The 20,389-nt window shown below is 69.1% G+C and carries 24 protein-coding genes; 9 read left to right on the forward strand and 15 right to left on the reverse strand.

Going from position 1 to position 20,389, the window contains the following annotated elements:
• Positions 1–83: 83 nt before the first annotated feature.
• Positions 84–344 (reverse strand): A24 family peptidase, encoded by a 261-nt coding sequence (locus ABZ909_RS23650; RefSeq protein WP_357003110.1) that lies wholly within the window; start codon positions 342–344, stop codon positions 84–86.
• 150 nt (positions 345–494) lie between these two features.
• Between ABZ909_RS23650 and ABZ909_RS23655 the strand changes: the two genes are divergently transcribed.
• Genes ABZ909_RS23655 through ABZ909_RS23670 form a run of 4 tightly spaced genes read left to right on the forward strand, consistent with a single transcriptional unit; the run spans position 495 to position 3,024 of the window.
• On the forward strand, positions 495–1,619 hold the full coding sequence (locus tag ABZ909_RS23655; protein WP_357003112.1) for a Xaa-Pro peptidase family protein: 1,125 nt from the start codon (positions 495–497) through the stop codon (positions 1,617–1,619).
• Positions 1,620–1,656: 37 nt separating this feature from the next.
• Positions 1,657–2,220 carry an elongation factor P gene (gene efp, locus ABZ909_RS23660; RefSeq protein WP_354837343.1) on the forward strand — a complete coding sequence of 188 codons (564 nt, stop codon included), beginning with the start codon at positions 1,657–1,659 and terminating at the stop codon, positions 2,218–2,220.
• 20 nt (positions 2,221–2,240) lie between these two features.
• Complete coding sequence (gene nusB, locus ABZ909_RS23665; RefSeq protein WP_357003115.1) at positions 2,241–2,747, forward strand: transcription antitermination factor NusB; 507 nt, start codon at positions 2,241–2,243, stop codon at positions 2,745–2,747.
• A gap of 19 nt (positions 2,748–2,766) precedes the next feature.
• Positions 2,767–3,024, forward strand: coding sequence for a YciI family protein (locus tag ABZ909_RS23670; RefSeq protein ID WP_357003117.1), 258 nt, complete (start codon positions 2,767–2,769; stop codon positions 3,022–3,024).
• A gap of 12 nt (positions 3,025–3,036) precedes the next feature.
• Here the strand turns inward: ABZ909_RS23670 and ABZ909_RS23675 are convergent, their stop codons facing one another.
• Positions 3,037–4,014 carry a zinc-binding dehydrogenase gene (locus tag ABZ909_RS23675; protein ID WP_357003119.1) on the reverse strand — a complete coding sequence of 326 codons (978 nt, stop codon included), beginning with the start codon at positions 4,012–4,014 and terminating at the stop codon, positions 3,037–3,039.
• Positions 4,015–4,098: 84 nt separating this feature from the next.
• Between ABZ909_RS23675 and ABZ909_RS23680 the strand changes: the two genes are divergently transcribed.
• On the forward strand, positions 4,099–4,671 hold the full coding sequence (locus ABZ909_RS23680) for a helix-turn-helix domain-containing protein (RefSeq protein WP_357003121.1): 573 nt from the start codon (positions 4,099–4,101) through the stop codon (positions 4,669–4,671).
• Between the two features lie 97 nt (positions 4,672–4,768).
• On the opposite strand, the gene ABZ909_RS23685 is transcribed toward ABZ909_RS23680, so the two are convergent.
• Positions 4,769–5,170 carry a helix-turn-helix domain-containing protein gene (locus ABZ909_RS23685; protein ID WP_357003123.1) on the reverse strand — a complete coding sequence of 134 codons (402 nt, stop codon included), beginning with the start codon at positions 5,168–5,170 and terminating at the stop codon, positions 4,769–4,771.
• Between the two features lie 110 nt (positions 5,171–5,280).
• Here ABZ909_RS23685 and ABZ909_RS23690 point away from each other — a divergent pair, with 110 nt between their 5' ends.
• Entirely contained in the window at positions 5,281–6,216 is a 936-nt protein-coding gene (locus ABZ909_RS23690) for an NADP-dependent oxidoreductase (protein ID WP_357003124.1), read from the forward strand.
• A 116-nt stretch (positions 6,217–6,332) separates the two neighbouring features.
• Here ABZ909_RS23690 and ABZ909_RS23695 read toward each other — a convergent pair whose 3' ends face one another.
• From ABZ909_RS23695 to ABZ909_RS23715, 5 genes are all read right to left on the reverse strand, one after another.
• Positions 6,333–6,938 carry an NUDIX domain-containing protein gene (locus tag ABZ909_RS23695; protein WP_357003126.1) on the reverse strand — a complete coding sequence of 202 codons (606 nt, stop codon included), beginning with the start codon at positions 6,936–6,938 and terminating at the stop codon, positions 6,333–6,335.
• A 28-nt stretch (positions 6,939–6,966) separates the two neighbouring features.
• Positions 6,967–8,220 carry an adenylosuccinate synthetase gene (locus ABZ909_RS23700; protein WP_357003128.1) on the reverse strand — a complete coding sequence of 418 codons (1,254 nt, stop codon included), beginning with the start codon at positions 8,218–8,220 and terminating at the stop codon, positions 6,967–6,969.
• A 28-nt stretch (positions 8,221–8,248) separates the two neighbouring features.
• Positions 8,249–9,229: a hypothetical protein gene (locus ABZ909_RS23705; RefSeq protein WP_357003130.1), complete on the reverse strand. Its 981-nt coding sequence runs from the start codon at positions 9,227–9,229 to the stop codon at positions 8,249–8,251.
• A 5-nt stretch (positions 9,230–9,234) separates the two neighbouring features.
• On the reverse strand, positions 9,235–10,254 hold the full coding sequence (locus tag ABZ909_RS23710; protein WP_357003132.1) for a hypothetical protein: 1,020 nt from the start codon (positions 10,252–10,254) through the stop codon (positions 9,235–9,237).
• A 94-nt stretch (positions 10,255–10,348) separates the two neighbouring features.
• On the reverse strand, positions 10,349–10,597 hold the full coding sequence (locus ABZ909_RS23715) for a hypothetical protein (RefSeq protein WP_357003134.1): 249 nt from the start codon (positions 10,595–10,597) through the stop codon (positions 10,349–10,351).
• A 13-nt stretch (positions 10,598–10,610) separates the two neighbouring features.
• On the opposite strand from ABZ909_RS23715, the gene ABZ909_RS23720 reads away from it, so the two are divergent.
• The gene (locus ABZ909_RS23720; RefSeq protein WP_357003136.1) at positions 10,611–11,174 is read left to right on the forward strand and encodes a DUF4334 domain-containing protein; all 564 of its coding nucleotides are present in this window, start codon (positions 10,611–10,613) and stop codon (positions 11,172–11,174) included.
• Between the two features lie 83 nt (positions 11,175–11,257).
• Entirely contained in the window at positions 11,258–12,490 is a 1,233-nt protein-coding gene (locus ABZ909_RS23725) for an FAD-dependent oxidoreductase (protein ID WP_357003138.1), read from the forward strand.
• Between the two features lie 71 nt (positions 12,491–12,561).
• Here the strand turns inward: ABZ909_RS23725 and ABZ909_RS23730 are convergent, their stop codons facing one another.
• The 7 genes from ABZ909_RS23730 to ABZ909_RS23760 form a co-directional block, all read right to left on the reverse strand.
• Positions 12,562–13,188, reverse strand: a complete 627-nt coding sequence (locus ABZ909_RS23730) for an alpha-ketoglutarate-dependent dioxygenase AlkB (RefSeq protein WP_357003140.1) — start codon at positions 13,186–13,188, stop codon at positions 12,562–12,564.
• Between the two features lie 46 nt (positions 13,189–13,234).
• Entirely contained in the window at positions 13,235–13,606 is a 372-nt protein-coding gene (locus ABZ909_RS23735; RefSeq protein ID WP_357003142.1) for a hypothetical protein, read from the reverse strand.
• Between the two features lie 49 nt (positions 13,607–13,655).
• Positions 13,656–14,111: a roadblock/LC7 domain-containing protein gene (locus tag ABZ909_RS23740; RefSeq protein ID WP_357003144.1), complete on the reverse strand. Its 456-nt coding sequence runs from the start codon at positions 14,109–14,111 to the stop codon at positions 13,656–13,658.
• Positions 14,112–14,601: 490 nt separating this feature from the next.
• Complete coding sequence (locus ABZ909_RS23745) at positions 14,602–15,492, reverse strand: alpha/beta hydrolase (protein ID WP_357003146.1); 891 nt, start codon at positions 15,490–15,492, stop codon at positions 14,602–14,604.
• A gap of 89 nt (positions 15,493–15,581) precedes the next feature.
• Complete coding sequence (locus tag ABZ909_RS23750; RefSeq protein ID WP_357003148.1) at positions 15,582–16,949, reverse strand: MFS transporter; 1,368 nt, start codon at positions 16,947–16,949, stop codon at positions 15,582–15,584.
• Entirely contained in the window at positions 16,946–17,392 is a 447-nt protein-coding gene (locus ABZ909_RS23755; protein ID WP_357003150.1) for a MarR family transcriptional regulator, read from the reverse strand. The genes ABZ909_RS23750 and ABZ909_RS23755 overlap by 4 nt, the downstream gene beginning before the upstream one ends.
• Before the next feature lie 81 nt (positions 17,393–17,473).
• Positions 17,474–18,922 carry an APC family permease gene (locus tag ABZ909_RS23760; protein ID WP_357003152.1) on the reverse strand — a complete coding sequence of 483 codons (1,449 nt, stop codon included), beginning with the start codon at positions 18,920–18,922 and terminating at the stop codon, positions 17,474–17,476.
• A 127-nt stretch (positions 18,923–19,049) separates the two neighbouring features.
• Between ABZ909_RS23760 and ABZ909_RS23765 the strand changes: the two genes are divergently transcribed.
• A complete protein-coding gene (locus ABZ909_RS23765; protein ID WP_357003154.1) occupies positions 19,050–20,234 on the forward strand; it encodes an ROK family transcriptional regulator in 1,185 nt (394 codons plus the stop codon).
• The last annotated feature ends 155 nt before the right edge of the window (positions 20,235–20,389 follow it).

Here is a 20,389-nt window from a genome sequence, read left to right on the forward strand (position 1 = left end):
TCGAGGTCTTTCGTCACACATCGACATCGATACCCTCCGCCACGTCAAAACTTGAGCCCCTCGCAGCGCGACCGGGTTAGGAATCACTCGTCTAGACCGAATGCGAGTTTGACGTCGCCCGCGCCGAGGGCGCGCGGGCAGCAGAGGTGGACGATCAGGTAGGGGACGGCCAGCAGCAGGGCGCCGGAGACCGCGAGTGTCGGCTTGCCCGTGGCGAATCCGTAGGCGAGCACGAGGGCGGCGCCGGGCAGGGTGAGGACGTTCGGTAGCCGCCGGCTGCGCAGATCGCAGACACTCAGGGCGACGCACCACAGGGTCAGCAGCAGGGTCGGCAACGGAGACATGGATCGAGGGTCGCGCGGCGGCGGCCGGTGCGGGGGGCGTGATCGCGAAATGTGGAGAACCGCTTGCGATGTGAACAGACTGGGTTCCACTACCGGGCCATTCACGTGTTGCGTGTCGGTGTTGCGGCGTGTCGGCGGTAGCTTTGACGCATGTCTGCTGATCACGATCCGGCCCGGCGCCCCGACTACGCGCTGCGCAGGGCCAGCCTGCGCAATCTGCTGGTGGAGAACCGCGTCGATGCCCTGCTGGTCACGGACCTGATCAATATCCGGTACCTGACCGGTTTCACCGGGTCCAACGCCGCGCTGCTGGTGTACGCCTGGGATTCCAGCGAGGACCGCACCATCATCTGCACCGACGGCCGCTACCTCACCCAGGTCGGCGTGCAGGTGCCCGATCTGCGCGCCGAGATCAACCGGGCCAGTGCCCGCCGCGTCATGGAGATCGCGGGGGAGTGGCAGACCGGCCGGGTCGGCTTCGAGAGCCACGTGGTCACCGTCGAACAGCATCGCGGTCTGTCCGCGCTGGGCACCGGCCTGGACCTGGTCGCGGTCTCGGGGCTGGTCGAGCAGTTGCGCATGGTGAAGGACGACTACGAGGTCGAGCAGCTGCGCGCGGCCTGCGACGCCGCCGACGCGGCCCTGGCCACCCTGCTCGAGCGCGGCGGCCTGCGTCCCGGCCGCAGCGAGCGGCAGGTGGCCCGGGAACTGGAGTGGCTCATGTTCGAGCACGGCGCGGAGGCGGTCGCCTTCGAGACCATCGTGGCCGCCGGCGCGAATTCGGCTGTCCCGCATCATCGTCCGACTGGGTCGGTGCTGGCCACCGGTGACTTCGTGAAGCTCGACTTCGGCGCGGTGGTCGGCGGCTACCACTCCGACATGACCCGCACCTTCGTGCTGGGTACGCCCACGGACTGGCAGCGCGAGGTCTACGAGCTGGTCCAGCGGGCGCAGCAGGCCGGCCGCGAGGCCCTGACCCCGGGCGTCTCGACCAAGGCGGTGGACGCGGCGTCGCGCGCGGTGATCGAGGCCGCCGGGCACGGTGAGCTGTTCGTGCACGGCCTCGGGCACGGAGTGGGTCTGCAGATTCACGAAGCGCCCGGAATCGCCAAAACCGGCACGGGTACACTGCTGGATGGCGTGGCGGTGACCGTCGAGCCAGGTGTGTACTTCCCGGGCCGCGGTGGCGTCCGGATCGAGGACACGCTCGTGGTTCGCCAAGGGGGCCCGGAGCTGCTCACCCGCACCAGCAAAGACCTGACCGTCGTCGACTGACGCGCGGTTCGACCGACTAGTAGGAGATCCGAGGACAGTGGCGGACACCAGCGACTTCAAGAACGGCCTCGTGCTGAAGATCGACAATCAGCTGCAGCAGATCGTCGAGTTCCAGCATGTGAAGCCGGGTAAGGGTCCCGCCTTCGTGCGCACCAAGCTGAAGAACGTGGTCTCGGGCAAGGTCGTCGACAAGACCTTCAACGCCGGCGTCAAGGTGGAGACCGCGACCGTCGACCGTCGCGACATGACGTACCTGTACCACGATGGTCAGGACTACATCTTCATGGACGGCGACACCTACGACCAGATCCACCTGAGCGAGCAGCTGCTGGGCCGCAACGCGGGCTTCCTGCTGGAGAACATGGCCGTGCAGATCGCCATGCACGAGGGTGAGGCGCTGTTCGTCGAGCTCCCGGTCGCCATCGACGTGATCGTCACCCACACCGAGCCGGGCCTGCAGGGCGACCGCTCCTCGGCCGGCACCAAGCCCGCCACCGTGGAGACCGGCGCCGAGGTGCAGGTGCCGCTGTTCATCAACCAGGGTGACAAGCTGCGCATCGACACCCGCGACGGCAGCTACATCAGCCGCGTCAACAACTGACGCGACGGATAATGTCTTCCGTGGCCGATCAATCGGACAAGAAGTCGTTCAAGAAGCTCGGCGCACGGCACAAGGCGCGCCGGCGCGCGGTGGATCTGCTCTTCGAGGCGGAGGCCCGCGATATCGATCCCGCGGATCTGCTGTCCGAGCGTGTCTCGCTGGCGGTGCGTGAGGAGTCGGTGGCGCCGGTGAACCCCTACACCCGGGTTCTGGTCGAAGGCGTCGCCGACGATCTGGACCGGGTGGACGGCACCATCGAGTCGTACCTGCAGGATTGGACGCTGGGACGGCTGCCCGCCGTCGACCGCGCCATCCTGCGGGTGGCGGTGTGGGAGTTGTTCCACGCCAACGACGTTCCGCCGGTGGTGGCGGTCGACGAGGCGGTGGAGCTGGCCAAGGAGCTGTCCACCGACGATTCGCCGTCGTTCATCAATGGTGTGCTCGGCCAGGTGGTCCAGGTGGCCCCGCAGGTCCGTGCCGCCGCGGCAGCGACCCGCAGCACCGTCGTTCGCGACGACGAGAAGTAGTTCGAAGGAGAAGCGCAGGGTGCGCAAATATCTGGTGATGGCCATGCGCACCCCGCGCTTCGACGATTCCGTCATCGTCCCGCACAAGGACTGGCTGGCGGAGGTCCGCGAGCGCGGACAGCTGGTGGAGACCGGCAAATTCACCGACGGCAGCGGCGGCGCGTATGTGATCACCGCCGAAAACCTGGCTGCCGCACAGGAACTGATCCACACCGACCCGATTCACACCACGGGTGCCTCGGAACTCGTCGTCTACGAGTGGGAAATCACCGGCTGATCCGGATTTTCGTCAGGCCCGCGCGGGCTGGAGCACGATCGTGCCCTTGGCGGCCCGGTCCGCCAGTAACCGGTGGGCGTGGCTGGCCTGGTCCAGCGGCAGTACCCGGTCGACCAAGGGCGTGAGCGAGCCGTTCGCTGCCCGTTCCAGCGCGGCCGCGCGGGCCGCCGCGACTCCCGCCAGCCAGTCCGGTCCCGAACAGCCGATCAGGGTGAGGCCGCGCATGATCAGATCCATGGCGGTCACCTGGGCGGGTGCGCCGGACAGGAAGCCGTAGCCGAGCATGCGGCCGTGCAGCGGCGTCATGAGATCCAGGACTGCGAGCGCGGATTCGCCGCCGATCGAATCGAAGACCACGTCCAGCGTTGCGCCGCCGAGGATTTCGCGCAGCCCTTCCGTCCAGTCCGGGGCGTGGTGGTCGATGACCACATCGGCCCCGAATTCGCGGGCCTGAGCGGCCTTTTCGGCCCCGCCCGCGGTCGCGATCACCCGCGCCGCGCCGTACTCCTTGGCCAGCTGCGTGAGATAGGCTCCGACACCCGTGGCGGCCGCCTCGATCAGGACCGTCTCGGTACCGGTGAGCCGGGCGGTCTCCAGCAGGGGGATCGCCACCGAGCCGCTCATGGATACGGCCGCGGCCTCGACGGTGCCCACACCGTCCGGAATCGGCGTCGCCGCGTCCGCCGGAACGCAGACCTGCTCGGCGTACGTGCCGAAGCTGTTGCTGCTCACCACGACCCGCTGTCCGATCAGCGAGGTGTCCACGCCCGCACCGACTTCGGCGATGACGCCCGCGGCCTGGGTGCCGAAGACGATCGGGAACTGCACCGGCAGCGGGAACGCGCCCGAACGCAGCATGGTCTCGGGGAACAGCACCGGGATGGCCTCGGCGCTCAGGAGGATCTCGCCGGCCTGTGGCCGCGGCGCGGGTACCTCACCCGGCACCAGCACGTCGGGTCCGCCGGTGCCGGTCAATAGGATTGCATGCATTGAACACCTCATAATTTGACTGACGGTCAAGATACGTCTGCGAAGATATTGACCGTCGGTCAAGTTGTCAATGGAAGTGGTGATATGAACCCGCCCAAGGAACGCGCCGACGCGGCCCGCAACCGGCAGGCCATCCTCGAAGCGACGCGCAAGCTGTTCGCCGAGGAGGGTGCGGAGGCGGTCACCATGGAACGGATCGCGGCCGCGGCCGGGGTGGCCAAGGGCACGCTGTTCCACCGCTTCGGCAATCGAGCCGGGCTGCTGCACGAACTGGTCGCGGAGGGCGCGTTCGCCTTGATGGAGGCCGTGCGATCCGGGCCACCCCCGCTCGGCCCGGGCGCGCCGGCGGGTGAGCGCCTACTGGCCTACTTCGATGCCATGGCCCGCATGATCGCCGATGACATCGAGCTCTCGGTGGCGTATCGGGCGATTCCGCCGCACCCGCGCGCCGAGGAGCTGCACGCGTTCTGGGCGGCTCACATCGCCGCCCTGCTCCGCGAGGCGCGCCCGGATCTGGATGCGGAGGTGGTCGGCGGGCTGCTGCTGGCCCCGCTCGGTGGCGACCTGGTTCCGTATCTGGTCCGCAATGGCCAGAAGGATCGTCTGCTCGAAGCGGTCCGGCAGCTGGTCCAATCGGTCCTCGACGGAGCTGCCTGAGTCGCAGCGGATTCACCCGAGCCGCAGCGGATTCACCCGAGTGGCGGCGGATCCGTCTCAGTGGTCACGGATCTGCCCGGGTGGCAACGGGTCCGGCTCAGGCTGGGCTGTCGTCGTAGCGTTCGCGGGCGGCGAGGACGTCCTCGATGTGGGTCTCGGCCCAGCTCTTGATCGCCTGCATGACCGGGAGCAGGCTGCGTCCGAGCTCGGTGAGCTCGTAGTCGACCCGGACCGGCACCGAGGCGGTTACCGCGCGGCTCACCAGCCCGTCGCGTTCCATGGTGCGCAGGGTCTGGGTGAGCATCTTCTGGCTGACGCCCGCGACGATGCGGGACAGGTCGCTGTAGCGGCGGGGTTCGTCGGCGAGCGCGGTGAGCAGCAGGCTCACCCATTTGTCGCTGATGCGGTCGAGCAGATGCCGGGTCGGGCATTCCTGGACGTAGGCGTCGTAGGCGCGGCGGGCCTCGGTGCGCCGCTGGGCCGCGGTCTTGGTCGCCATGGCTCTCCCTCGCGTGCGGTACGCACTCCGAGGTGCGTACTTTCCGACGGAGAGTAACACTCCGTAGGTTCACTGCTGGGTGGGAAACCGTACAGCAGAGGAGATTTCGCATGCGTGCAGTGGTGATTCGTTCATTCGGAGGCCCCGAGGTGCTGGAGCAGGCCGAAGTGCCGGTGCCGTCGCCGGGGCCCGGACGGGTACGGATTCGGGTGACCGCCGCCGGGGTGAATCCGGTGGACCTGCACACCCGCTCGGGCGGTCTGGCGCAGGCGGGCCTGATGGTGCCGCGCGATGTGATCGGCCTCGGCTGGGACGTCGCCGGCACGATCGACGAAATCGGTTCCGGCGTCCCGGATTTCGCGCTCGGCGACCAGGTGTACGGGCTGTCGGACCGCCTGGACGTGCCGCTGGGCGCGCAGGCGGATTTCGTCGTCCTGGACGCGGCGGCCGTCGCGCTCGCCCCGCGCCGTGCTTCCGCGGTCGAGGCGGCGACGATACCGCTGAATGCCCTCACCGCCGTGCAGTCCCTGGACGCGCTCGCGCTGACCGCCGGGCAGACCGTGCTGATCACCGGCGCCGCCGGTGCGGTCGGCGGCTTCGCGGTGGAACTGGCTGTGGCCCAGGGACTTCGGGCGGTGGCGACCGCCGCGGCGCCGGATGAGGACCTGGTCCGCGAACTCGGCGCGGAGTTCTTCGTCCCGCGCGGTGGACGTTTGGGCGAGGCGGTGCGTGCCCTGATCCCGGGCGGTGCCGACGGTGCGGTGGACGCCGCGTCGCTGGGCGCCGAGGCCCTCGACGCGGTCCGCTCCGGGGGTGCGTTCGCGGCCGTGGTGGGTGGCGCGGAACCGGCGGGTCTCCGCGGAATCCGCGTCTCCAACACCTGGATTCGCGCTGACGGTCCCCGTCTCGCCGAGCTGGCCGCCCTGGTGGACGCGGGCCGCCTGACCCCGCGCGTCGCCGGCACCCTACCCCTCGACCGGGTCGCTGACGCCCACCATCGACTCGCCGCAGGCGGCCTGCGCGGCCGCCTGGTGCTGATTCCCTGACCGATAACAGTGCGCCGGGTCGGTTGTGCCCGCCGCGAATATCGGTGGGGCGTGGCCCGGTTCGCGAGCCGATCGGTGCTGCCGCAGGCCGAGGCGTTCGGGCCGGGTCCGGTCCGCTAGGTAAAGGACCAGACTGCGGCGGGGCGGCCGGTGGCCTTCACGCGAACCCGTTCGCCGGTGCGGGAGAGTCCGGGGAGGGCGGCCAGGGTCCGGTTGAGGTTGCCGGGGTCGGGCTTCGCGCCGTGCAGGGCGGTGGTGAGTTCGACGGCTCTGGTGGCGGTGAACTGGTCGCCGGTCAGGGCGCGGGTGAATGTCAGGTCTTTCCAGAGCATCTCGGCCAGCCGGGCGCGGGCGGCGGTGACGATCTGATTATGGTCGAAGGCCAGCGGCGGGACGGCGTCGAACGGGACCCAGGTCGCGCTGTCGGTCCCGTGCGGGCCGACTACGGCCCACATGGCGATGGACAGTGTCGGCCCGCGTGGATCACGATGCGGCTCATCGAAGGTGGCGACCTGCCCGACGGCGAGGATGGCGTCGGCCGGTACCCCGAGTTTGGTGTGGACCGCGCGGTGGGCGGCCTCGGCCAGGCGTTCGCCGAGGCCGAGGAGCACACCCGGCAGCGCGAGTTCACCGGCGAAGGGTTCCCACCGCCGGGGCGCGATGCCGAGAGCGGCGGTGGGGTCGTCGGGTCCGTAGCGCAGGGTGATCACGTCGATGGACACTGCGGATTGTTGCTCCACAAATGGACAATCATGCCTCAGCCGGGATCCGGAGCGTGCGATCGGCTCGGTCCGGCCCGCATGCGGTGAGCACCACGGGCGCGCCGAGTTCGGCCTCCAGGTAGCCGGGCACGTCGGCGGGCAGGTCGGCCAGGGCCGGGGTGGCGGCGCCGAGGAGATCGGTGAGCCGCCGCTGGTGGCCGAGGTCCTGCCAGACTCCGCACGCCAGCCGGTCGACGCAGCCATCAGGGGTGAGATAGCCGGTGGCGGTGCGGATGTCGCCGATGGCGTCGAGGTGGTTGACGACAACGCCGTCGATTCCGCCGCAGGCTTCGACGGCATAGCGGAGCAGCAGCGGATCGAGGTGCCCGCGCCGGAACGCGCCCTGGTATTCGCCGGTTCCATTGTGCGGCTCCGCAATCGCGAGTGCCGGGTCCTCGGTCGGGAAGGGCCCGGCCCCGTGCCTGGTCATGTACGCGCGGGTCACGCCGAGCACATAGCCGGGCGCTCCGAGGCGCGCCAGCATGGCGCGCGCATGCCGGGGTTCGACGGTCGACCAGGTGGTGTACGGGTGGGTGCCGCGCCACTCGTCGAGCAGCACCCCCTGCGCGCCTTCGAACACGAGCCTGCCCTGACGCGCGAACGCGGCGAGCTGTTCGCCCGGCAGGATGGCCACCGCCCGCGCGAACGCGGTGTACGCCTCGACCAGATCGTCGATCGGGTCGTAGCGGTGCCGTCGGCCCGCGAGCAGCGGCCCGTAGTGTTCTTCGAGCGCGATCAGTTTGCGCCGCAACACTTCCGGTCGCCGGCAGTCGGCGACCCGGGGTGCGTCGTGGCCGAGCGCGTAGCTCGCCGTCTCGCCGATGCCGATGCCGCACGAACCGTGCCGGGCGGTACCCCTCGTATCCTCCCGGCAACGGTTGGCGGCTCCGTGGATCGGCGTGGTGAGCAGGGCCCGCTCGTCCACGTAGAGCAGGGACAGCGGATCGGCGACCCCCAGCGCGGCGAGTTCGCGCGCCTCGGTGGCCAGGGCCAGCGGCTCTACCAGCATGTGCCGCGACAGCAGCGTCGGCACCCGTGACAGGGTGCCGGACCCGAACTGGTGGAAGGTGTGGTGGCGGCCGTCGGCGACCACATTGTGGGCGGCCTGCGCCCCGCCGTTGAACCGCACCACCGCGGCCACCCCGAGCCCGGCCTGCGGTGAGCACAGCCAGTCCACGGTGGCGCCCTTGCCGGCATCGCCGAAGCCCAGGTCCACCACGATCAGGTGACTGTCGCCGAACATGTTGTGTCCCTTCGTCTGCCGGATCCGGTCAGAGATCCACGTCGTCGGTGCCGGTGGCGGCCGGCAGCGCCCCGACGCTGCGTCCGCGCCGGGCGCCGCCCAGCGGTGCGAGGGCCTTGCCCACCGCGTCGGCCTCGCTGTTCGATCCGATGTCGCGCAGATCGGCCAGCCCCGCCCCGAGATCGATGCGGTCCTCGGCGATGCCGATGGTCAGCGCGATCAGCTCGCACACCGCGGCCGGATCGTCGAGCCGCAGGAACCGCTCACCCAGCAGCCCCTGCCAGTGCTCGGCGATCTCCGGATCCCGGTAGTAGCTGGACTGATTGGGCAGGATGTAGTGCACGTGCCAGCGGTCGGCCAGTTCGCGGTAGATCGACTCGACCGAGATGTCGCGGTCGACGTCGTCGCCGATGACGGCGCGAATGTGGCGAGCGGCCAGCCGCTTCTTGTTCAGCTCGTCGCCGACGATGAACAGGTAGCCCTTGCGGCCCCGCTTGTCCCACGCGTCGGTGGCGGTGTGCCGGGCGACGAAATACGCGGCCAGCTCGTAGCTTTCGGACTTCTGCCCGCCACCGCCGCCCTCCAGCAGGATGAGCCGCAGCTGCTCGTCCATCCGGTTGTCGGATTCGAACTGCCCGACCTGCAGCGGCACCCGGTCGCTGTCGGCGTCGCCGATGGCCCCGAACAGGATCTGCGGATCCTCCGCATATCCCTTGCGCTGCAACAGCCCATGCAGTTTGGCCAGCTTCTCCTGCATGATGCGGGGCACCCCGCCCATGGATCCGGTGACGTCGAACAGCACCGCGATGGGCAGTGAGTTGCCGTGGTCGTCGGAGTCCCGCGACTCCCGCTTGTCGACCCCGAACGGATCCAGGGTGGGGTGCGCCTTCCACTGATCCCACGGCACCGACCGCATATCCGCGGTGTAGCCGAAGTCGTCGAGCCCCTCGGCCGCGCGGAAGGTCCGCGCCGCGTCGTAGGCACTGTCGTCCCAGCGTCCGTAACCCATTGCTATCACTTACCTTTCGTGAGCTCGAAGGGCCGGAAGCGGCGCTTCCCGTAGAGCCGGTCGAGCAGGTCGTCGAATTCCCCGAGCAGGTCCGCGGCGTCGGGCCGCAGCCGCGGATCGGATTGCAGGCACCCCGCGGCGTAGGACCGAAGGGCCGCGGGTGCACGGTCGCCGAGCATGGTGAGCATCAGGCGATGCGCGAGGTGGACATCGGTGGCGGGGGAGACCGCGTCCCGGATCTCCGGCGGATAGTCCAGCGACTTCAGTGTTGCCGCCGCCGGATTGCCGGGCCGGGTCGCGAAAGACCAGCCCGCCAGCACGATTCCGTGCAGGCGTGGATGCACCAGCACATTGGCCGGGCCGATGGCGGTGTGCACCCACCCCGCCAGCTGTGCGCCGGCCAGACAGCGCAGCAGCCGGCGATGCATCCAGGCGTAGTCGCGGGGATCCAGGCCGCCGGGGTAGGCGGCCCGGACCTCCTCGAGCGTCACGAACTCCCCGGTGAGCGCGCCGAGCACGTTCACCGTGCGCTGCTCGCCGGTCGCGGAGTCCAGATGGTCGACCGTATCGACCAGCTCGGGGAAGTAAGGCCCCAGCCATTCGTGCTCGGCGGCCACGATCGCGATGTCGCGCAGGGCATTTCGCTCCCCGGACAGCAACCGGTTGGCCGCCGCCCGGCGCGGTATCTTCACGACCCGGTCCGAGCCGCTGCGGTACACGTCTGCGACCGAGCCCGGCGCGTATAGCGCACCCACCGGGTACGTCCCGTGCGCGCCGGTCACCTCGAAGTCGGGCTCGTCCAGTTCCAGCCATTGCCGGTACAGCTCGGACAGCCGCGCGAACGCGGCCCCCGCGATCCCGGCGTCGGCGGCCTCCACCCGATCGGGGTGCACGATCCCCGCCAGCCGGTGGTACCGCCGCCGGGCGTCCTGCCGGGCCGCGGAATCTGTTGCGGCAGCACCGAACAGATCCTCGGGCCGCCGGGCCGCCCGAATACTCTCGGCGGTCTCTCGTGCTGTCGTCATGTGTTTTAGGCTAGATGACTAAAACATGGCGCGCCAGGGGTTTGGGGCAACTTTTTGTAGTTTCGACAAAAAGCCTGGCGCGCGGGCCTTGCCGTCAGCGACCTGGGTGCACGACCCATCCGGCGACCATGGCCAGTCTGGTGGGCCGGTGCACGGCCGGGAATCCGAACGGGCGGTCGAACGTCACCGTGGTGTGCAGCACGCACGCGGTGGTGCACCAGCGGGCGGTGAGGCGGTTGGGCGCGGCGACGTGGGCGGGCAGCGTGGTCGGCATGACGCCGGACCGGTGGTGTCGGCAGGGCCCGCCGGATACAGTGAGATGAAAAGTGTCGATTACCCTCATCGAGGAGATTGTGATGGTTGCTGCCGAGTCGGCCACGGATGGCGCGTTGCGGTTGCGGGCACTGATGGCGGGAGACGGCACGGCCGCACGGGCCTGGGAGTTGTTCGACAGCCTGCCGGCGGTGCGGGTCGAGGAGATCACCACCGGGCGGTGGCGCGGGGCCGAGGTGGGGACCGGGCATCCCTGGGGCGGGATGCTGGTGGAAAGCGGCTGGTACGGCAAGCAATTCGACAGTGCCGACAGCGTGCAGCCGCTGCTGTTCTCGGATCCGGCCGGGAACACCTTTCCGGTGGATCCGCGGCGGGTGCCCTTGTTCCTGGCGGGGAAGGTGCCGGTCGACACGCTGAAGCCGGTGCGCCGGTCACTCTGGGTGCTGCGGCCGGTGCTGCGGACCCGGGCTCCGCGCGCCCGCCTGCGGAATCTGGAATTCCGCGGAAAGACCAGTGCCGCAATGATCTACGACGATCTGCCGATCATCGACATCTTCCGCAAGATCGACGAGGACACCCTGCTGGGTGTGATGGACAAGCGCGGATTGACCGAACCCTACTTCTTCGTGCTCTACCGTGACCGCTAGCCCGGGGCGGCGAAGCGACTGTGCCCGAGCCGCACTCGGCCTACCATCGAGGGTGACGGTGGTCAACGGCTCGGGAGGTCCCGATGGAACGTACGACCTGTCTGATCGTCGGCGGGGGACCGGCGGGAATGTTCCTGGGGTTGCTGCTGGCCCGCGGTGGTATCGAGGTCACGGTGCTGGAGAAACACGGTGACTTCCTGCGCGACTTCCGTGGGGACACCGTGCACCCGACCACCCTGGACCTCATCGACGCCCTGGGCCTGCGCGAGGACTTCGCGAAGCTGCGGCAGCGGCGGCTGAACACCGTGCAGATCCCGATCGGCGGCCGCATGGTGTCGCTGGCGAGCTTCTCCCACCTTCCGGGTCGGCACAAATACGTGGCCATGGTGCCGCAGTGGGACCTGTTGGATCTGCTGGCCCGCGCCGGCGATGCTGAACCGGCCTTCCGGCTGCGGATGAACACCGAGGCGGTCGATCTGGTGCGCGAGGGCGGTGTGGTGGCCGGTGTCCGCTACCGCACGAAAGACGGTGTGACCGGCGAGATTCGAGCCGATCTGACGGTGGCCTGCGACGGCCGGTCGTCGGTATTGCGCGCGGCCGCGGGCCTGAGCGTGCGGGACTGGCCGACGCCGTTCGATGCCTGGTGGTTCCGGATCCCACGCAACAGTACCGACCCGGCCGGACTCGTTCCGGTGGTCAGCGCCCATCGCATCGTGGTCATGTTCGATCGCGGCGACTTCTGGCAGAGCGCCACCATCATCGCCAAGGGCAGCGACGCGGAACTGCGTGCGCGGCAACCGGTCACGGAGATCATGCGCAGCCTGGCCGCGGTGGTGCCGTGGCTGGCCGACCGGACCGACGCGCTCCGCAGCTGGGACGAGGTGAAACTGCTGAACGTCAAGCTGGATCGGCTCGACCGGTGGTACACCGACGGACTGCTGTGCATCGGCGACGCCGCCCACGCTATGTCGCCGATCGGCGGGGTCGGCATCAACCTGGCGGTCCAGGACGCGGTCGCGACGGCCCGCATGCTCGCCCCGAAACTGCTGTCGCACACCGTGACCAGCGCGGATCTGGCCCGCGTGCAGCGTCGCCGGATGCTGCCGACCGCCGTCATCCAGGGCATGCAGCGCCTCGCTCACACGCGGATCGTGCGCCCGGCCGTCGCGGGCCGGCTGAACGTCTCGAATTCGCGCGAAACGCCCGTGGCATTGAAGGTCTTCCGCCGTATCCCGGTGATCCGCAGCCTCCCGGCCTTCCTGGTGGCGCGGGGCGTGATTCCCGAACCGGTCCCGGACTTCGCTCGCCGCGCCTGACCGGAGGATCCCGCCGGAATGCTGTCTACGCCCCTCGAGTGCGGGGAACTGCGCGGCGTCCGGACCCCTCGTTACCGGACGCCGCGCGGGCGGAATTGAATGCTGATGCGCGGCCCCACCGGCCGCCTGGTCTTGGGTATCGCGTGCTCCCAGGTGCGCTGGCAGGAGCCGCCCATGACGATTAGATCCCCGTGCCCGAGGGGATAGCGCACGCTCGCCCCGCCGCCGCGCGGGCGCAGCAGCAGCGCGCGCGCCGCGCCCACCGAGACGATGGCCACCATGGTGTCGTCGGTCGCCCCGCGCCCGAAGGTGTCCCCGTGCCAGGCGACGCTGTCGTTTCCGTCGCGGTAGTAGCACAGGCCCGCGGTGGTGAACGGCTCGCCCAGTTCAGCGGAGTAGTGCGCGCTCAACGCCTCCCGTGCCTCGGCGAGCGCCGGATCCGGTAGCTCCCGCTCCGCCTCGTAGAAGCACAGCAGCCGCGGCACATCCACCATCCGGTCGTACATCGCCCGCCGATCCGCACGCCACGGCACCTCCGTGACGAGCCGTTCGAACAGCACGTCCGCGCCGCTCAACCAGCCCGGCAGCACATCCACCCAGGCGCCGTCGCCGAGTTCGGTGCGCCGCATCCTCTGCAGCGCACCGAGTTCCACCTCCCCGAAGCCGTCCAGAAGTGATCCCTGCCAAGGCGTCGACATGCCGAAGAACCTACCACACTTCCGAACGTATGTTCGATGAAATCGTTCAGATGTCGAATTCTTCGTCGATCTTGCGGAGCTGGTGACGGGCCAGAGCGAGGTTGCCGCGGGTGCGGTCGAGGGCGAGATAGAGGAACAGGCGACTCGACGGGTGCGCGCTCAGTGGGCGCAACAGGTGGTACTGACCGGTCAGGGTGATCAGGATGTCCTCGATACCTTCGTCGAGGCCGAGCTGTTCGATGGTGCGCATCTTGGCACGGACCACCTCGGTATTGCCTGCCGCGCCGAGCTGCAGGTCCAGGGATCGGGATCCGCCGGCGGTGCCGAGGGTCATCCCGCTGCTGTAGTCGACGACCGCGGCGCCGAGCGCCCCGTCGATGGTCATCATGTCCTTCAGTGCCACATCCAGATTCGACATGTGTCTCCCTTTCCATGTGATGTCATCGATCGGTGGAATTCGGGTGCCGTCAGTCGCGATCGGCCGGCGCCAGGGTCGCGGCGATCGCGCGGACCACCGGGCGAGCCTCCAGGTGAACGCGGGCCAGCGTGGCGTCGGTGTCCGTGAGCAGGGCCAGGCAGGCGATGTGGCCGGCCCGGTAGACCACCACGTGGCCGACGCCGCTGTCGAGGACGACCTCGTGCAGGTCGGCGCCATGGGTGGTGGCCGCGAAGGTCAGCGACACCGACAGCAGTGCCGCGGTCAGCGCCGCAATACCGGTGGCTTCTATGGCATCCGGGAGATCGGCGGCCAGCAGGAGGCCGTCACTCGAGGCCACCGCGGATCCGATCAGATGCGGAACGCGTCGCCGTAGCGTACGTAAGTGGACGTCCAGGTCGTTGTCCGCCGACTCCGTCCGCGGTGAATTGCTACGAGCCCCGCTTCCCGGACCGGTAAGGGCGATGGCTTCCGGTGTGATCGTCATGGCTCGTCTCCTGTCTCGGCTGGAACCTCTTCGCTCATACTCGTGTCGATCGATCTCGAGCCGAACGCGATGTGTCACTGCGCGATTCTGTTGAGAGCTCTGCATTTACCGCTTGACGGCGCTTCGATTCCGGACCCGCCGCAACTTGGACGAACGAACACAATGGCCACGACGTGCGCACGTCAACGCCACCGATCTCATTGGGGCGCTGACGGTTTCACAAGCTCACCTTCGGCTCCATCCAGGATAGCGATCCATCGGCGAATGCGCAGCAACAATGCGCACTCCTGTGCTGTGCGGCCTTTCGGTGTAGGCGCTACGTCAAACCGGAACCGTCGACTCCGTATGACTTGCACGCCTGAGCATTTCAAAACAGACCGACCAGTCGCACCGAGATCGAGCGGACACTAGGGCCGGCGGGACCGCCCGGGGGACGGCGGTCGAACTACTCGACCACCTGCTCGACCGGGTGTTCACCGATGACCAGCGGTCAGCGGCCCTCGTCGCCGACCTGGGCGCGTACGAAATCGACCACCGCGTCGGTGAATTCGTCATTGGCGTCGCTGGCGGCGGTGTGCGCCGCGGTGCCGATCTCGGTGTAGTCGGCGTGCGGGACCAGGGCTCGGAACGCGGCGACGCCCTCCTCGCTGACAACGTCGGACAGCGCGCCACGGACCAGCAGCACCGGGATGGTCAGCTGCCGCGCCGCGTTCTCGAGCTGCTCGGTGTGCACGTCGATCTCCTCGCCGCGCCCGTCGCGCGGGCCGCCCATCATGGCCGGATCCCAGTGCCAGTACCAGCGGCCGTCGGCGCGCTGGCGCAGATTGCGTTGCAGCCCTTCGGGATTGCGCGGGCGGCGGCGGTGGGGGAGGTAGGCGGCGACGGCGTCGGCGGCCTCCTCGAGGCTGGCGAAGCCCTCCGGGTTGCTGCTCAGGAAGTTGATGACGCGCTCGACGCCCTTGCGTTCGGGGCGCGGTACCACATCGACGAGGACGAGACCGGTGATGCGTGCGCGCTCCGGGTGGGTGGTGGCCATGAGCCCGGTCAGGCCGCCCATGCTGGCGCCGACGATGAAGGCGGGCTTGTCCAGTTCGCGCAGTACCGCCATGAGGTCCTCGACCATGGCCTCACGCTTGTAGTTGCCGTCCGGGTCCCAGTCGCTGTCGCCGTGCCCGCGCGCGTCGAGCAGGACGGCGTGCATCCCTGCCTTGGCGAGGGCGAGTCCGGAGTCCTTCCACGAGCCGCGGGTCTGCCCGCCGCCGTGCAGGAACACCACCAGCGGGCCGTCCTGGGGTCCCCAGCTGTCCCCGGCGATGGTGATGCCGCCGTGCCCGTGGAAGCTCACCCGGGCGGGTTCGGTGAATTCAGCGTCGTTGCTCACCCATCGAGCATCGCACACCTGGGTTTACGGTGTATGAAGACTGGCCGGTAGCTAGGATCGCGGGCCGTTCGGACCGGCCGCTGCGCCGCTCACAGTGAGCGGTCGATCACCGCGAGGACCAGGCACAATGCCGCCGCCGCCAGCATGAACGCGGCCAGATTGTGCAGTCCCGCGACGCCGGAACCCGGGGTGAGGAATGCGCCGCTGACCGCCGCCGACCCGATCGCGCCGAAATAGGAGAAGGTGCGCATCAGGCCCGCCGAGGAACCGATGCGCTTGGGCTCGGCCTGGTGGTAGAGGGCGTTCTGGTTGGCCAGATTATTGAGCCCCTGCGGGATGCCGTTGATGACGGCCGCGCCGACCAGCAACCACAGGGCGGCGCCGGAGTGCAGGGTCAGCAGCAGCACCGTCATGACCACCTGGCAGGTGCAGCCGACCAGCAGCTTGCCGCGAATCTCGGGACGCCGGCCGGTGAGCGCGGAAACGCCGATCGCGGTGGCCGACATGGGCAGCAGGATCAGGCCCGCCCCGGCGGCGGAGAGGCCCCGCCCCTCCTCCAGCCACTGGGTGAAGCCGTACAGGAAGCAGTAGCCGACCAGGGCGGTCAGCAGAGTGCGGGTGTAGGTGGCCAGCAGTGGGACATTGCCCGCGAGCAGCCGCACATCGAGGAAGGGCCGCTCGGCCCGCCGCTCCCGCCGCGCCAGCCCGGCCCCGGCGGCGATCGCCAGTACCGGCAGATACCAGTGCGCCGCTTGCGGTTTCATCAGGAAGAGCAGGAAGCTGATCAGCATCGCCGCGAACAGTCCGATTCCGGGCAGATCGATATCCGACCACCGTCCGCCGTGCGGCGCATCGGTGCTCGCTATCCGCCGCCATCCGATGACCAGGCACACCAGTGCCAGCGGCAGATTGACCGCGAACGTCGCCCGCCACCCGCCGAGATGGATCAGGAGACCGCCCAGCGTCGGGCCGATGACGGCAATGGTCTGAGTGGCCACGGCCAGGGCGGTGAGCACCCCGTGCGGACTGTCCTTCCCGGTGCGCTCGGACTCGCTGCGAATCAGGTACATGGACGCGGGATAGCCCGCACACGTACCGAATCCGAGAATCACCCGGGCCAGTACCAGCAACCAGAGACTCGGCGCGACCATGCCCAGCAGACCTGCGAATCCGGTGAGGGCGGCCCCGCCGAGATACAGCCGCCGCGGGCCGTAGAGGTCGATGAGCCGCCCCACCACCGGCTGCCCGATGGCGGTGGCCAGGTACAGCGCCGACACCAGCCACGCGGTCTCCGACGCCGGCGCGCCGAACGCCGCACCGATCGGTACCAGCGAGACCGCGATGATGGACGAATTGATCGGGTTCAGGATCGAGCTGGTGATCATGGGCGCCAGCAGCCGCCGGTCGAACCCGTCGGGCGGTCGCTCCCGGGTCCGCCGGTGCAGCGTCGAAATCATTGCGGCCCGAGTCTTTCCAGCAGCTCCAGCGCCGCCAGCAGTGTCTGCCGTTCGGCCTCGGTGTACTTCTCCTCCAGAGCGGTGGTGAGCCATTCCTGCCTCGCCCGGCGGCGGCCCGCGATCAGCTCCTGCCCGGCCGGGCTCAGCGAAACCAGTTGCCGCCGACCGTCTTTGGGGTCGGGCCGCCGCAGTACGAAGCCGCGGTCGCTGAGAATGGCGAGGTGGGTGGCGATGGCCTGCGGCCGCACCCGCTCGGCCGCGGCGATCTCACTGGCAGTGGCATCACCGTTCTTCAACCGGCTCAGCACCGACAGCTGCGAGGGCGTCAGCTCCACATTGTCCGACGCCTCGAGGAACCGCCGTCGCAGCCGGCTGACCAGAACACGCAGTTCCCGGGCCGCCTGGGCCGAGGACGCGGACAGGATCGCGGGGGCATCGGTCATCCCTCGACTCTAGATAGACAACCCAGGTTGCGCAATTGAAATTGAACAAGCTGAGTTGTCTATCTCGCCACGGTCCGCCGGTCAGGCGGCTGCGGGTTCGGCGTCGAGGTACTCCTCACGGATCTGCTTCGGTCCGAACGGCCAGGTCTTCTCCGCCCGCGACCAGAGCAGGAAGGCCGCGATACCCAGGGCCGTCCAAGCCAGTGACCACTCGATCGGGTGCACGCCCGGATTCGCCTTGTCGGCGTACCCGTAGATGACCGCCCAGCCGATGGCCGCCACGACCGCCGGCAGCGGATACAGCAGCATCCGGTAGGGCCTCGCGAGCCCGGGCTGCCGTCGCCGCAAGACGGCTACGGCCGCGATCTGCGCGAAGGCCTGCACGATCACCATGACCGTGGTCAGCAGGGAGATCAGCACCGCCAGTGGGGGATGGGTGGCCGAGGTGCCCACGTGTCGGGCGAGGACGAACCCGGCCGCGGTGATCGCACCCATCACGACCAGCCCGAGCACAGGGAACTCGTGCTCGGGGTGCAGCCGTCCGAAGGATCGGAAGAACACCCCGTCGCGGGCGGCGTCGAACGGCACACGCGAGCCGCCGAGCAGTCCGGCGAAGACCGAGGCGAAGGCGGTGACGAGAATCAGCACGGTCACCACATCGGCTGCACCCTTCCCGAAGGTCTGCTCCAGCACCGCCGACGCAATCGATTGTGAAGCAACATTGTTCGGGTCGAGCATGTCGTGCCAGTCGATGACACCCAGCACACCGATCTGCATGCCGAGATAGATGACCATGACTGCGAGCACCGCATAGATGATCGAGCGGGGGAGGACCCGCCCCGGATCCTTCAGCTCCGCACCGATATACGCGGTGGTGTTGTAGCCCAGGTAGTCGTAGATGCCGATGGTGAGCCCGGAAGCGAAGCCCAGCCAGAAGCCGCCGCGTCCGAAATCGACGGCATGGTCGGGCCAGGTGAACGCCATGCTCGGATGAAAGTGGGTGAACGCGGCCAGGATTACCGCGGCCACCGACACGATCATGACCGCCCACATCACCACGGTGATGCGGCCGATGGAATCCACCCGCCGCCACAGCAGCACTACGACCAGTGCCACCACCGCGAGCCCGACGATGTCGCCCTGCCCGGTGGTCATGGACGGCCACAGATAGGTCAGGTACTGCACCAGTCCCTGCACGCCGGTCGACATGATCAGCGGAATGAAAAGGATTGCGGTCCAGACGAACAGGAACGGCATGAGCCGTCCCGTGCGGTACTGGAACGCCTCGCGCAGATACACATAGGTGCCGCCCGCGCCCGGCATGGCCGCGCCGAGTTCGGCCCAGATCAGGCCGTCGGCCAGCGCCAGCACCGCACCGGCGACGAATCCGATGACGGCGTGCGGCCCGCCGAAGGCCGCGACCATGAGGGGGATGGTGACGAAGGGTCCGATGCCGACCATCTGGCTCATATTGATGGTCGTGGCCTGGAACAGGCCGATTCTTCGGGGGAGGGTGCGGGGGCCGGTCATGGCTGCCTCCGAGTCGCGCAGGGGAGGGCGTATGGGTTTTGTAAAGTTAAATTCCTTTACTATCGGAGTCAAGGGCTGCGGCCGATTGTCTACAGTCGGCTCGACGACGCATCAGGATCGGACGGTCATGGACGAACTCCCTTGGAACAGGCAGCGTTTGCGCAGCAACAACGAGTGGTTGCTGCTCGAGCAGCTGCGCACCGCCGGACCCAGCTCACGCGCCCAGCTCGCCCGTGACACCGGCCTGTCCAAGCCCACCGTGTCCAGCGCCCTTGCCGCGCTGCAGGAGCACGGGCTCGTGCGGGAGGTCGGGACCGTCGTCCCCGAGCGCGGGCGGACGGCGGTGCTGTACGAACCGGACCCGACCGCGGGCTACGTGCTCGGCATCGACATCGGCCGCGCGTTCCTGCGGACCGCGGTGGCGGATCTGTCGGGAAAAGTACTGTCCCGCATCGACATTCCGAACCGCGCCCGCACCGCCACCGCCCTCGCCCGGACGGCCGCCGGGGCGGTGCGCGAAACCCTGTGTGACGCCGCGATTCCCGTGGACCGCATCGTCCACACCGTCCTCGGCAGCCCCGGTGTCTTCGATCCCCAGGACGGCCGCATGCACTTCGCCGTCAACCTGCCCGGCTGGGGCCGCGCGGGCCTGCTCGACGAATTGCGCGACGCTCTCGGCGTTTCCGAGCTTTCCGTCCGCAATGACGCCAACCTCGCCGCTCTCGGCGAGTACGCTCACGGTGGCGGCCGCGGCAGCCGCCTGTTCGTCTACGTCCTCATCGGCACCGGCCTCGGTGTCGGAATCGTCTCCCAGGGCGAGCTTTTCACCGGCGCCCACGGCGCAGCCGGCGAAGTCGGCTTCCTCCCCGCCGCTTTCGGCGATCCGGCCGCCGGTGTTTCCCGGCGTGGCGCTCTCGAGGAGGCAGTCACCGCCGACGCCGTGGTTCGTGCCGCCCGCGCCCGCGGCATGACCGGCCGCCTCACCGCCAAACGCGTCTTCGATGCCGCCCGCGCCGGCGACGCCATCGCTACCGAGGTGGTCCGCCAGGAAGGCGAACGCATCGCCCTGGTGGTCGCCGCCGTCACCGCGGTCCTCGACCCCGATGTCATCGTCGTCGGCGGCGGCCTCGGCCGCAGCGCCGACCTGCTGCTCGACCAGGTCCGCGCGGCGCTGCAACGGACGACCCCGCTACGTCCCACCGTCCGTCCGAGCGAACTGGGCGACGACGCCGTGCTGCTCGGCGCCATCGCCACCGCCCTGCGCACCGCCCGCCCCCTGGTCTTCGACCGCAGAACCCCGAACCGTCACTGACGCCGGTCGTGTCCGGGAACCTGCTCGAACCGGCCGCGACGATCGATGCGGACCGTGTGCAACAACCCGACTGCTCCGGCGGCTGGATCGTGAACCTGGCCACAGGGTGACCGGGCTCGCATAGCTGCGGGCTTGCCGGTTGGTCTGGATGTTTC

Source organism: Nocardia sp. NPDC046763 (assembly GCF_040645495.1).
GTDB lineage: Bacteria > Actinomycetota > Actinomycetes > Mycobacteriales > Mycobacteriaceae > Nocardia.